We start from the raw sequence: 13,074 nt of genomic DNA on the forward strand, positions 1-13,074 counted from the left end.
ATTATGGAAATTGTTCAGTTTATACATTCAAAATGGGCCTATCTTGTTTTATTAGTCCTAGTTCTTGCCACTTTTAATGCGCTTATTAAATTTTTTGGAGACAAAGAGTTTGATGCTAAAGATTTCAGAATCTCTTTATTTGCATTGATAACAATGCATATTCAATTATTAATTGGTATTGTATTATTCTTTATGAAAGATTATTTCTCAACGATTGAACAAATCGGAGGAATGGGAGAACTTATGGCAAATAAAGCTTTAAGAAATCTTGTTGTAGAGCATCCACTGACGATGATAATTGCTGTTGCCTTAGTAACTATTGGATATTCTAAACATAAAAAGAAATTAACGTCTAAGCCAAAATTTAAGCTTTTAGCTATTTTTTACACATTGGCCCTAGTTTTAGTTTTAGCTAAAATTCCTTGGAATCTTTGGTTTTAAACATAACACTCTATTGCATAAAAAAGCGTTCAGAAAAATTCTAAACGCTTTTTTTATATTTAAAAACAGAAATTTATTATTGGTCTGTCTCTTATTTTATTTCTCTTATTAAATAAATATAAGCAGGAAAGTGATCGCTATAACCACCAGAAAGACCAGCGTTAACCATTCTTAAAGGATAACCTTTATAACGCCCTTCTTTATTAGTTAAATACGATTTATTAAAAATACCAGCTTTATAAAAGCGAAATGAAGAATAATCCTTTTCTAAAAATGGTTGGCTTATTAAAATCATATCAAATAAACTCCAAGCATCTCTATAACCTGTTGTTCCCAAACCTTTTTTCTTAAATAAGTCTTCATAAGGATTATAAATACCCTTCAACTTAACTTTTTCTTTATTCCCCTCTGCCTTGATGGCCTTTTTCATACTATCATTTGTAGGGTTATCATTAAAATCACCCATAGTAAGAATTTTAGCATATGGATCTATAGATTGTAATGAATCTATAATACGTTTATTTAACTCACCAGCAGCAACACGCTTAAATCTACTTCTTGCTTCACCACCACTTCTAGACGGCCAGTGATTAACAATTATATGTATTAAATCTCCTTCTAATTCTCCACTAACCAATAACTGGTCTCTTGTATATACGCGTTCTCTAGTTGAATCATCATAAATAAGCAATTCATGAGAGCTTGTTTCTATAGGTCTAAAAAGTGATTTTTGATACAATAAAGCAACATCAATTCCTCTTTTATCTGGAGAATCAAAATGAATGATGCCATAATCTTTGTCCAATAATTGAGGATCATTAACTAAATCAACTAAGACCTGTCTGTTTTCAACCTCAGAAACTCCAATAATGGCTGGTGTGTTTTTTGTGTCTTCATGACCAATATCAGCAACCACCTTTGCCATATTTTGAATCTTTTTAACATAAGCCTTTGCTCTCAATGCTTGATTCAACTCCATTATAGGACTTGCCTCATCAAACTTAGTCGTGTCATTAATAGTATCAAATAAATTTTCTAAATTATAGAAGGCAACAGTATGTATTTTATACTTTTTCTTTTCTTGTGCATTTATCGTTACAAATGCGCAAAGAAGCATTACTGTTAAAGTGAGTTTTAAATTTTTCATTTAGTATATGTTATGTTAACATTATTTACTTTACAAATCTTGAGCCAAAAGTATATATTTATTATAAATAATGTAAATTTGCAAGCCTTAAATAACTATTATTTAATCTACAAAGATTATTAACTTTAAAATTAAGTATGAAAAAAAGTTTAATTATTTTATTATTTGGAGTTTTTTCTTCCTTTACAATGATGGCTCAAAGCACTATTGTTAAAGGTAGTGTAAAAGATGCTGCATCTTCAGAACCAATTCCTGACGTTACCATAACCATCGAAGAAACACAGCAATCAACTCTAACTAATGGTTTAGGAGAATTTATCTTTTCTAGTAATGTACCATTAGGAGAACAGGTATTGAGAATATCAAAAACTGGTTACGAAACTAAACGTTACCCAATTATTGTAAATGAAGGACAAACTGTAAATATTACAGACATGACTTTAGATATCGATATAACAGGAGCTGAAGATTTGTTTACCATTACACTTTCTGATGATGAGCTTAGTGACGATACAAGTGGTTCAGATAATATTTCTGGATTATTATCTTCATCTTTAGATATTTTTCAAAGAACAGCAGCATTCGAATTTAGTTCTTCATTCTTTAGAGTGAGAGGTTTAGACTCAGATAATGGTTCTGTATTAATGAACGGTATTGAGATGAACAAAATGTATAACGGTAGACCACAGTGGAGTAATTGGGGAGGCTTAAATGACATGATGCGCAACCAAGTACTATCAAATGGATTAGGTGCTTCTGATTACAATTTTGGTGGTATTTTAGGAACCTCTAATATTATTACAAGAGCTTCTAGTTACAGAAAAGGTGGTCGTATAACTTATTCATCTTCAAATCGTAGTTACACTAACCGTGCTATGGGTAGTTATGCTTCTGGTTTATTAGACGGAGGTTGGTCTTATGCCTTTATGATTGGAAGAAGATGGGGTGATGAAGGTTATCAAGATGCTACATTATACGATTCTAATTCATTCTTTGCTACTATAGAAAAGAAAATAAACGAAAAGCACAGCCTTAACTTTACTTCAGTATATACTCCAAACAGAAGAGGAAAATCTTCTGCTAACACTCAAGAAGTATATGATCTTAAAGGGATTAAATATAATGAATTTTGGGGTGATTTAGACGGAGAACAACGTAATTCTCGTATTAAAGAAGTTGAAGAACCTATTTTTATGTTAAATCATTATTGGGATATTTCTTCTAAAACAAGCTTAAATACTAGTATTGGATACCAATTTGGTAAAATAGGAAACAGTAGATTAGATTATGCTGGTGGAACAAACCCAAGTCCTGCTTATTACCAAAATTTACCAAGTTATTTCTTAGAAGATGGTGACTTAGAAGGAGCTTATGAAGCTGAACAAGAATTTATCAACGATGGTCAAGTTAATTGGAATAGAATTATTGATGCCAACTTAACAAACAATATTTCTGGAGCAAATGCTGCTTATGTGTTGTATGAAGATAGAAATGATGACAAACAACTTACTTTAAACACTGTTTTTAATACAGAGCTTAATGATAATATCATTTTAAACGGAGGAATTAATTATAAAAAATTAGATTCTGAAAACTTCGCAGAAATAATTGACTTATTAGGAAGCACAACAGGAGCTTCAAATATTGATTCATTTAACCAAAATCAATTTGATTTAAATAATCCAGATCGTGTTGCTTTTGAAGGAGATAAGTTTAGATATAACTATAATTTATATGCTAACGAATTATCAGGTTTCGCCCAAGCACAATTTAAATATAACAAAATAGATTTCCATGTTGCTGGTAGTGTTACTAAAACAGACTACCAAAGAGAAGGTTTGTACAAAAATGAGAATCAGATTTTATATGATAATGGTGTAGAAATAGATAACTCATATGGTAAAGGAGATAAGTTAGAATTTACAGGTGTAGGAGCTAAAGCAGGTTTAACTTATAAAATAACAGGAAAACATTTATTGAATTTTAATGGTGGTTATATTACTAAAGCACCATCAATTAGAAACACATATACAAACTCAAGAGAAAGTCATGATTATGTTGGTAAAATTAACGGAGTAAATAACCCTGACATCAATATAACTGAAGAAACAATAACATCTTTTGACGCTAGCTATATTTTTAGATCACCAATAGTGAGTGCAAAATTAACAGGTTTCTACACTACAATTGAAGATGCAAACGAGATTTCTTTCTTTTTCACACAAGGAAGCACTACAGGTTTTATACAAGAAGTTTTATCTGGTGTAGATAAAGAGCATTTTGGAGGAGAATTAGGTATAGAAGCACAAGTTACACCAACAATTAAATTAAAAGGTGCCGCGTCTGTTGGTCAATATACATATAGCAATAACCCAGATTTATACGTTACTTCAACATCAGACGATTTTACAACTACTGAAACTGACGCAAATAGCGGTTTAACGACAACTGTAAACACCTCTGGAGTAGTTAGTACTTCAAACTTAGAGAATTATAAAGTTGCTGGAGGTCCTCAAACAGCATATTCTATTGGTTTTGAATACAGAGATCCTAATTACTGGTGGTTTGGTGCAACAGCTAACTTCTTTGATAATGCTTATATTGACGTAAGTCCGTTATCAAGATCTGAAGAGTTTTATACAGATGCTGATGGCTTACCATATAACGATTATGACCCAGACGTTGCGGAAGGGTTATTAAAGCAAGAAAAATTTGACAGCTACATGGTGGTAAATTTAGTTGGTGGTAAATCTTGGAGAATAGGTGATAAATATGTTGGTTTCTTTGCAAGTGTTGGTAACCTTTTAGATAAAGAATACAAAACAGGTGGTTATGAGCAAGGTAGAAGAGCAGATTACAGAGCTTTAAGAGACGATGTTAGTAACACTAAAAGAGTATTTGGCTCTAAATATTGGTATGGCCGTGGAGTTAACTACTTTCTAAATGTTTATGTTAGATTTTAAAAAAGAAAAGAAAAATTAATATATTATATTACAATTATGAAAAGTGCAACTTTCATGAATTCAATAATTACAAATAAAAAAATTATGAAAAGAACAATTAAATTATTAATGATTTTAATGGTATCAGTTACCATTACATCTTGTGTACAAGATGATGATTATACTGTTCCTAATAGTCTAGGAAATGAAGAAAATGAAAAGTTAAATGAACTTTTAAGCAGAGTAGATAACGGATTAGCTGATGAAATTCAACTAAAAACCATTACAGAAGTAAGAGCATTAGCAGTACAATATGAAGCAATTACTATAGAATCTGAAATTATGGTAAAAGGGTATGTGTCATCTAGTGATGAAACAGGTAATTTTTATAAAGAATTCTTTATTCAAGATGATCCAACTAACCCAACTGCAACTTTAAAAGTTGTATTAAACCAAGCTGATACTTATAATCAATTTAACCAAGGTAGAGAAGTATACATCTATTTACCTAGTTTAGTTATAGGTGAAACTAATACTGGTGATGATGTTATTACAATTGGAGGAAAGATTGATGATTTTGACAATGATGTTCTTGCTATGACAGCTAATCAAATACCTGATCACCTTTTTAGATCATCTGTTACTGAAACATTAACTCCTGTAGAATTAAATTTATCTGAAATTACTGAATCACATCTTGGTATGTACGTTAAACTTATTGACGTTCAGTTTCCTATAGGTTTAGCTGGTTTACCTTATGTAGATCCAACTGACGACTATGATTCTTCTAGACCAATAGAAAGCTGTGGTGAATCTTCAACTTTTGTTATGGAGTCTAGTACATTTGCAAATTTTAAAGATATTACACTTCCAACTGATGGTAAAGGTTCTATTTCTGGAATCATAAACAAAACTTACGATGGATACGATTTAGTTTTACAACTAAATACAACTGACGATGTTGTTATGGATGGTGTACGTTGCGATCCATTATTTGTTGAGGCATTTGAAACTGATTTTTTAACATGGACAAATTACAGCGTAACAGGAGCTCAAGTATGGTCACCTAATACTTATGGTAATCCAGGAAAATGTGCGGCAATGTCTGGATTTGCTAGTGGTTCTACAACTGCAAACGAAGATTGGTTAATTACACCTGCTATAGATATGTCAAATGTTAGTGGTGGAGTTTTAACTTTTCAAACAGCAATGAATTACTCAGGTAATGTAATGGAAGTATATATGTCTACTGATTATTCTGGAGGAGACCCAAACACTGACGGAACTTGGACACAATTATCTGCAACATTATCTACAGGTAGTTGGAACTGGACAGATTCTGGAGAAATTGATGTCTCTGCAGCAGCTGGTGGTAATCTATTTATTGGATTTAAATACACATGTACAAGTTCAACATCTGCTACATACGAAATTGATAATGTAAAAGTTATTGCTCAATAATATAATTAAGGTTTTATCCTTTGTTAAAACAGAAACCTGCTTATTGCAGGTTTTTGTTTTTATTAATACTTAGCCAATAAATGTTAGACAATTATTACATCACCATATTCAACCATTACAAAAAAGTCTTTGGCAAAAAAAGCATTACAATTGCATTGCTATACATTAATGCTTTAGAGATTTCTATTGCGCTTGCTTTAGGTGCATTTTTTATGGCTTTTGCTAGTCAGATGAAAATATCAGTAATGTCTTCATCAAAATTTTGGGTGTTATTTACATTAATTGCACTCTTCATCATATCTAAAAACTGGATGCGCTATAATGGCAAGAAAAGAACAATCCTTAATGCTAAATCTAAGCGCATTGATACTTCTATCTCATTATTATGGCTTATACCAATAGGATGCTTAACAATGGCTTTTATTCTTCTTCAGGTACAATAAAAAACGTTACCCTTTCGGATAGCGTTACTTTTAAATTTATTTATTTCAACCGAATTTACTCAGCTTTCTTTTCTTCTTTAGCTTTGTCTGCACAACACGCTTTTTTACAGTCAGCCTTACATGCTTTCTTTTCAGCATCAGTTTTATTAGCACAACATGCCTTTTTACAATCTGCTTTACATGTTTTAGCATCCGCACCAAAAGTATCTACAGCATGCATATCTTTAACTTTATAAGTATCTGATACTTTACCAACAGCTTCTTCTAAAGATTTAGGGGTTACTTTAGCTTCATCATATTCTACCATAGCTAAACGCTTATCAAAATCTACTTTTGCAGATTTTACACCTTCCATTTTAGCCATTTTCTTTTCAATGGTTTTAGCGCAACCCATAGCGCAAGTCATACCATCAATACCAAATTCTACTTTAGCGTAAGTGGCATTTGGGTCTAAAGTTTGAGCAACATCTTTCTTTGTTACTTCTACATCTACAGTTTTAACTTCTGGTTGTTTTTCGTTTTTACAAGATGTAAAAACCAGTGCCATAATCGCTATTAAACTTACTACCTTTAATGTCTTCATAGATTTAAACTATTAAATTTTGCATAAATCTAATAAATATTGCCGTTTCTTGCGAGACAATTAACGAATTTTGTGATTTATTTATAGCTATCTCGAATGAAAAATCTAAACATTAAGTGGATTTATCTTTTAATTCTCTCTCTCATTTGGGGAAGTTCATTTATTTTAATTAAAAAATCACTTTTAGGGCTTACTCCTTATCAGCTGGGTGCTTTAAGAACTATTATTACTGGTATCATCTTATTAGTTTTTGGTATTAATAAGCTCAAGGCAATTCCGAAATCAAAATGGAAATGGCTTTTACTTTCTGGACTTTTAGGCTCTTTTATACCTGCATTTTTTTTTGCTATTGCAGAAACTGAAATTGATAGCGCTGTTACCTCTATTTTAAACTCACTTGTGCCTTTAAATACTATCTTATTAGGTTTTGCTATATTTAAAATTGCATCAACCAAACGCCAAGTATTAGGTGTTATCATTGGATTTACAGGTACAGTCATTTTAATACTAAAAGGCGCTGAATTAAACCCAAATCAAAACTACTTATACGCTAGTTTTATAATTGCTTCTACGGTAATGTATGCTGCTAATGTCAATATAATAAAACGTCATTTACAAGATGTAAAACCACTAGCTATAGCTGCCGGTAGCTATGCATTTATAATTATTCCTGCATTTATAATTTTAATATTTAGCAATTTCTTCACACTAGAAACATATAATAATCCTGCTTTACCAAAAGCATTTATGTATATCACTATTCTAGCCGTTTTTGGCACTGCAATAGCGAAGGTTCTCTTTTTTAAACTGGTACAACTATCTACACCTGTCTTTGCGTCTTCTGTAACATATATTATGCCCATTGTTGCATTAGGCTGGGGAATATTGGATGGTGAAACTTTTAGCTTTATACAGGGTTTGGCAGCATTACTTGTTTTGGTAGGTGTATACCTTTCACATAAACATATAGCATAAAAAAAACCGAAGCTTTCACTTCGGTTTTTTTTATGCTATAATTAACTATGATTAGTTAAAATCTGCATCAGTAACACCTTCGTTAATTTTAACTTCTGTAGTTTCAAAAGATAAAACTTGAGGTCCAGTAGCAACCTTCATAGTATTAGGTAACATAATACCATTAGCTTCTTTATAGTTAGAATAATCAATAACCGTTGTCATTGACATTCCTTGCATTTCAGCCGTTTCTTCTGTTCTTAGTAAATATCCTGTTTTAACATCATAAAATCTATAAGATACAGTCTCTCCTTTAGTAACTTTTACCTTGTAAACATCAGCACCATCAATAGTCATTAAACTTTCTAAAGCTAAGCTAGACGCATCCATGTATAATTCAGGAAACAATCCTTTTTCAGATTTCTTTGTCTCTAAAGTTTTTGCATCCATTGGTGCTTTTTGACCTTGTTGCTCTATAAAACCACTTTCTCCATTAAAATTTTGCTTCATAACAGTTCCCATACCTTCAACAACAATCTCCATAAAAGACTTGTTAGGTGCCATTTGCTTAACAGTTGCTTTAGGCTTAAATGGTGCTCCTTGAATAGTAACATCAGAATTAACTAATATTGTATTTACTTTGTTCAAGTTTACTTCTCCTCCAATTGCAGTGATATAATTTTTAACTACAGCATCACCAGTTAAACCTGCAGGTAATGGCTTAGAAAATACTGGCTTCTCAACAGCGTTAGCAAACTTATCATAGTACTTAATAGGAATTCCTGTTTTTTCTAAATTCTCTATAACATCTACTCCATTACCAACAACGATGATTCTTAAGTTATCGGCTTGAAAATATTTGTTTGCCACTCTCTGAATATCTTCAACAGATACATCATTTATTTTCTGTAAATACGTTGTATAAAAATCTTCAGGTAAATCATTCAACTTAATGTTTAATGCATAATTAGCTATAGTTTGTGGACGCTCTAATGCCATTACAAAATTACCAACATATTTAGCTTTAGCATCTTTTAAAAGTTGTGCATCTACTGGTTCTGTTCTAATTCTATTGATTTCTTTTAAAGCTTCAACAACAGCACTATCTGTAACCGCATTTCTAACTTTAGCAGTAGCATTAAAACGAGATGCTCCATATCTATTTGCTCCTAAACTAGAATATGCACCATAAGTATATCCTTTGTCTTCTCTAAGATTCTTAAATAAATATCCTTCACCACCACCACCTAAGATGTTGTTAGTAATTAAAGCTGCATGATAGTCTGGATCATTCATCTTTAATTTAACATTATTTGTAATAGAAAGATTAGACTGTGTTGCATCTGGTACATCTACAAAGTTAATTTGCGTGTATTGAACATTAGCATTTGGCTGAGGCACTGCAGAATTAACATCCACTGACTTCGTCCAATCGTTAAAATATTTTTTAACTTGTTTTTTAACATCCTTAACATTGACATCTCCAATAACAACTAAATAAGCATTATTTGGGTTGAAATATGTCTCGTAAAATGCAACTGCATCTCCAAAAGATACATTATTAATAGTTTCTTCTGTTACAAACTCTCCATAAGGATGTTTTGTTCCATAAGATAATGCAGAACCAACTCTACCAGCAATAGCATCTGCATTTTTCTCATCTGCTTTTAAACCTTCAATAAGCTTAGTTTTCTCTTTTTCAAACTCTTCCTCTGTTAATAAAGGATTAATAGCTGCATCAGCTAATAATTGTAATATTCTATCAGAATACTTTGTAAGAGAACTTGCAAAACCTCCACTAAAACCAAAATTTAAGTTAGCTCCTAAGAAATCTACTTCTTCGTTAAATTCATCTTTAGAAATTGTTGTTGTTCCATTTCCCAACATACTTCCTAATAAACTTTCAACACCAGCCTTTTTTCCTGTAGAGATTGGTTTGTTATCTATTCTTAAAGAATAAGAAACTCTTGGTAACTTATGATTTTCAACCACAAGCACTTTTAAACCATTTTTCAACTCAAACTCTTGAGGTTTGTCAATTGAAATTTCTGGTTCCGGACCTGCTGCAGGTTGTTTAGATCTATCTATTTGTGCACTTGCACCAATAGTCATTATAAATAATGCGAAAAACGCTACTATTTTAGTGTTCATATTAAATACTGTTTTCATATTATTGATCTTCTTTTTTTGGTAGATATTGTACTTCTACACGTTGGTTAGGGCTTAAATATTTCTTAGCCACTGCCTGAATTTCTTCTCTTGTAATAGACCTGTATGTTTCTAACTGATTGTTAATGATATTTACATCACCATATAATAAGTAATACGTTGCTAAAGAACTTGCAATACCTGCTACACTAGAATTAGAGCTTACAAAGTTATTCTCAAACTGATTTAAAAGTTTTTGGTAATCACGCTCACTTATTAATTCATTTTGCATTTTAGCAATTTCTTCATCCATATCCGCTAGTAAAACATCTAAACTCACATCACCCAATGGTAAAGCAAATAATGCAAAAATGTTATAATCTACTTGACCTAGATTAACCGCTTGCACAGTTAAAGCTTCTTTTTTCTCGTCAATTAATTTTTTATAAAGTACAGAGCTTTTTCCTCCACTTAAGTAAGTAGAAATCATATCTAGTACGTATGCCTCTCTTGTTGTTTGACCAGGTAGTCTGTAAGCTGCTATAATTGCAGGTATTTGAATATTCTTGTCGTAAGCAATTGCTTTCTTAGTTTCTGTAATTGGAGTTTCCTTTGGAAAATCACGAACTACTTCTGGTCCTTTTTTAACAGCACTGAAGTAATCCTTTACTAATGACTTCGTTTTAGCGTAATCTATATCTCCCGCAATTACTAATACCGCATTGTTTGGTACATAATATTTATCGAAAAACGCATTAAATTCTGCCAAAGTAGCAGCATCTAAATGCTCCATTAAACCAATATTTTGATCTTTATAAGGGTGTACATCAAATAAGTTTTCTCCAATAGCCTTTAATAATCCTCCATAAGGGCTATTATCCATACTCTGACGTTTTTCCTCTTTTACAACCTCATTTTGTGTATCTACACCAACTTGATCAATAACAGGATGTAACATACGCTCAGACTCTAACCATAAACCTAATTCTAATTTGTTAGAAGGGAAAATTTCGTAATAATAAGTTCTATCTTGTGATGTGTTAGCATTAAAAGTACCACCATTTGCAGGGATAATTTTCATAAATTCTCCACGACCAATATTCTCTGAACCTTCAAATAACAAATGCTCAAAAAAGTGTGCGAAACCAGTACGTTGTCTATCACCATCTTTTCCACCTACATCATACATAACAGATGTAATAACAACTGGAGCTGTATTATCTTGGTGCATAATAACGTGCAATCCGTTATCTAAATCAAATTCTTCAAATTCAACTTTTTGTGCTATAGCCTGATGGCTTATAAACAACAAAGAAGCCAAAGCCAGTAAATAGTTTTTCATTGTAGTTTTGTTTAAAATTAAAATGTTTTAAAGGTTTGTCTGTACTAAATGCAATTTGTTACATGAAGTCTCACAAAAATAAACAATGATTTATCTTTTTAACATAATAAAATGTAAAAACTCTCAAGAATATGATTTGTGAATTTAGCTCTAAAAATTAAATTCATAATTTTTTAAGTAAAACCGCCCGAAAACCCTTAAAACGTTTGTGCATTAAGAAATTAGGAGTATATTTGCATCCGCTTTCTGAGAAGAGAGCAATTTATTTTATAAACAAATTAATAAAAACGTTACGCTATGTACGCAATTGTAGAGATAGCAGGGCAGCAATTTAAAGTTGCAAAAGACCAAAGAGTTTTTGTTCACCGTTTAGCAACAGAAGAAGGTAAGAAAGTAGATTTCGACAACGTTCTTTTAATTGGAGATGGTAACAATATTACTGTAGGCGCCCCAGCTATAGATGGAGCACAAGTAAGTGCAAAAGTCTTAAGTCACCTTAAAGGTGATAAAGTAATAGTCTTTAAAAAGAAAAGACGTAAAGGTTACCGTGTAAAAAATGGACACAGACAATCTTTAACTGAAATCTTAATTGAAGGTATTACAACTTCTGGAGCAAAGAAAGTTGCACCGAAGAAAGAAACTAAAAAAGCCGAACCAAAAGTAGAAGCGAAAGCTGCTGCTCCTAAAGCTAAAAAAGCTACAGGTGATGCTGATGATTTAAAGAAAGTTGAAGGTATTGGTCCTAAAATTGCATCTACTTTAGTAGAAGCTGGTATCGCTACTTTTTCTGATTTAGCTAAGGCTACACCAGAAGCAATTTCTGAAATCATTGCAGATGTTCGTGGTAACCATGTTACTGATACTTGGCCAGCACAAGCACAATTAGCTGCTGATGGTAAGTGGGACGAGCTTAAAAAATGGCAAGACGAATTAGATGGTGGTAAAGCATAATTGCTAAATCACTTAAGTATAACAATATAAAACCTTAAGATCATGGCTCATAAAAAAGGAGTTGGTAGTTCGAAGAATGGTAGAGAATCAGAATCGAAACGTTTAGGCGTTAAGATTTTTGGTGGACAAGCTGCTATTGCTGGAAACATTATCATAAGACAACGTGGTAACACACACCATCCAGGTGAAAATGTTTACCAAGGAAAAGATCACACTTTACACGCTAAAGTTGACGGTCTAGTAAAATTTACTAAGAAAAAAGACAATAAGTCTTATGTTTCTATTGAAGCTTTTGAAGCTTAAGAAATAAATTTCTTATAAAATTTAAAAACCCTTTCTATTTATAGAGAGGGTTTTTTAGTATAACATAGTAACCTTGTATATAAAATAAAAGACTGCCTACCAAGTGAGTAAATCTTTTAAGTTTAAAATTCCTAAACCCTAACATTTGTATCTTTAAACTTTTCACTTTGTGTAATGAAAGTGATAAAAAAAAATAACTCAACTTTTATAGACAGTCCTCCTACTATAAATCTAACCCCTTAATAAGAAGTACAAAAAAAATCACCAAACTAATATATGTTGAAGACGGGTGAAAAAAGCGAATAAAGTTCTAAACGAATGTAAAAATGTTCCTAATAGCATTTTGGAGTTCTTCTCAA

General features: G+C 31.7%; 11 protein-coding genes. 7 read left to right on the top strand and 4 right to left on the bottom strand.

Going from position 1 to position 13,074, the window contains the following annotated elements; genetic code table 11:
* Positions 1-441, top strand: coding sequence for a hypothetical protein (locus DFQ10_RS09495; protein ID WP_181897618.1), 441 nt, complete (start codon positions 1-3; stop codon positions 439-441).
* Between the two features lie 91 nt (positions 442-532).
* On the opposite strand, the gene DFQ10_RS09500 is transcribed toward DFQ10_RS09495, so the two are convergent.
* On the bottom strand, positions 533-1,588 hold the full coding sequence (locus DFQ10_RS09500) for an endonuclease/exonuclease/phosphatase family protein (RefSeq protein ID WP_115817176.1): 1,056 nt from the start codon (positions 1,586-1,588) through the stop codon (positions 533-535).
* Between the two features lie 137 nt (positions 1,589-1,725).
* Between DFQ10_RS09500 and DFQ10_RS09505 the strand changes: the two genes are divergently transcribed.
* The 3 genes from DFQ10_RS09505 to DFQ10_RS09515 all read left to right on the top strand — a co-directional run bounded on the left by DFQ10_RS09505 (position 1,726) and on the right by DFQ10_RS09515 (position 6,434).
* Complete coding sequence (locus DFQ10_RS09505; protein ID WP_115817177.1) at positions 1,726-4,551, top strand: carboxypeptidase regulatory-like domain-containing protein; 2,826 nt, start codon at positions 1,726-1,728, stop codon at positions 4,549-4,551.
* A gap of 84 nt (positions 4,552-4,635) precedes the next feature.
* Positions 4,636-5,991: a DUF5689 domain-containing protein gene (locus tag DFQ10_RS09510; RefSeq protein ID WP_181897616.1), complete on the top strand. Its 1,356-nt coding sequence runs from the start codon at positions 4,636-4,638 to the stop codon at positions 5,989-5,991.
* Positions 5,992-6,071: 80 nt separating this feature from the next.
* On the top strand, positions 6,072-6,434 hold the full coding sequence (locus DFQ10_RS09515; protein WP_115817179.1) for a hypothetical protein: 363 nt from the start codon (positions 6,072-6,074) through the stop codon (positions 6,432-6,434).
* Between the two features lie 55 nt (positions 6,435-6,489).
* On the opposite strand, the gene DFQ10_RS09520 is transcribed toward DFQ10_RS09515, so the two are convergent.
* The gene (locus DFQ10_RS09520; RefSeq protein WP_115817180.1) at positions 6,490-7,017 is read right to left on the bottom strand and encodes a cation transporter; all 528 of its coding nucleotides are present in this window, start codon (positions 7,015-7,017) and stop codon (positions 6,490-6,492) included.
* A gap of 96 nt (positions 7,018-7,113) precedes the next feature.
* Here DFQ10_RS09520 and DFQ10_RS09525 point away from each other — a divergent pair, with 96 nt between their 5' ends.
* Positions 7,114-7,992: a DMT family transporter gene (locus DFQ10_RS09525; RefSeq protein ID WP_115817181.1), complete on the top strand. Its 879-nt coding sequence runs from the start codon at positions 7,114-7,116 to the stop codon at positions 7,990-7,992.
* Between the two features lie 51 nt (positions 7,993-8,043).
* Here the strand turns inward: DFQ10_RS09525 and DFQ10_RS09530 are convergent, their stop codons facing one another.
* Together DFQ10_RS09530 and DFQ10_RS09535 are read right to left on the bottom strand one after the other, a co-directional pair.
* On the bottom strand, positions 8,044-10,122 hold the full coding sequence (locus DFQ10_RS09530) for a M16 family metallopeptidase (protein WP_245940670.1): 2,079 nt from the start codon (positions 10,120-10,122) through the stop codon (positions 8,044-8,046).
* Positions 10,123-10,141: 19 nt separating this feature from the next.
* Positions 10,142-11,461, bottom strand: a complete 1,320-nt coding sequence (locus DFQ10_RS09535) for a M16 family metallopeptidase (protein ID WP_115817183.1) — start codon at positions 11,459-11,461, stop codon at positions 10,142-10,144.
* Positions 11,462-11,758: 297 nt separating this feature from the next.
* Here DFQ10_RS09535 and rplU point away from each other — a divergent pair, with 297 nt between their 5' ends.
* Both rplU and rpmA read left to right on the top strand, forming a co-directional pair.
* Complete coding sequence (gene rplU / locus DFQ10_RS09540) at positions 11,759-12,412, top strand: 50S ribosomal protein L21 (RefSeq protein ID WP_115817184.1); 654 nt, start codon at positions 11,759-11,761, stop codon at positions 12,410-12,412.
* A 42-nt stretch (positions 12,413-12,454) separates the two neighbouring features.
* On the top strand, positions 12,455-12,715 hold the full coding sequence (rpmA, locus tag DFQ10_RS09545; protein ID WP_074936881.1) for a 50S ribosomal protein L27: 261 nt from the start codon (positions 12,455-12,457) through the stop codon (positions 12,713-12,715).
* Positions 12,716-13,074 lie beyond the last annotated feature (359 nt).

Source organism: Winogradskyella eximia (assembly GCF_003386165.1).
GTDB classification, from domain to species: domain Bacteria; phylum Bacteroidota; class Bacteroidia; order Flavobacteriales; family Flavobacteriaceae; genus Winogradskyella; species Winogradskyella eximia.

Bases quoted from the DNA above. Each gene is read 5' to 3' on its own strand.
- DFQ10_RS09510 (WP_181897616.1), top strand. From the start codon at position 4,636: ATGAAAAGAACAATTAAATTATTAATGATTTTAATGGTATCAGTTACC.
- DFQ10_RS09515 (WP_115817179.1), top strand. From the start codon at position 6,072: ATGTTAGACAATTATTACATCACCATATTCAACCATTACAAAAAAGTC.
- DFQ10_RS09520 (WP_115817180.1), bottom strand. From the start codon at position 7,017: ATGAAGACATTAAAGGTAGTAAGTTTAATAGCGATTATGGCACTGGTT.
- rplU (WP_115817184.1), top strand. From the start codon at position 11,759: ATGTACGCAATTGTAGAGATAGCAGGGCAGCAATTTAAAGTTGCAAAA.
- DFQ10_RS09535 (WP_115817183.1), bottom strand. From the start codon at position 11,461: ATGAAAAACTATTTACTGGCTTTGGCTTCTTTGTTGTTTATAAGCCAT.
- DFQ10_RS09500 (WP_115817176.1), bottom strand. From the start codon at position 1,588: ATGAAAAATTTAAAACTCACTTTAACAGTAATGCTTCTTTGCGCATTT.
- DFQ10_RS09525 (WP_115817181.1), top strand. From the start codon at position 7,114: ATGAAAAATCTAAACATTAAGTGGATTTATCTTTTAATTCTCTCTCTC.
- DFQ10_RS09505 (WP_115817177.1), top strand. From the start codon at position 1,726: ATGAAAAAAAGTTTAATTATTTTATTATTTGGAGTTTTTTCTTCCTTT.
- DFQ10_RS09530 (WP_245940670.1), bottom strand. From the start codon at position 10,122: ATGAACACTAAAATAGTAGCGTTTTTCGCATTATTTATAATGACTATT.
- rpmA (WP_074936881.1), top strand. From the start codon at position 12,455: ATGGCTCATAAAAAAGGAGTTGGTAGTTCGAAGAATGGTAGAGAATCA.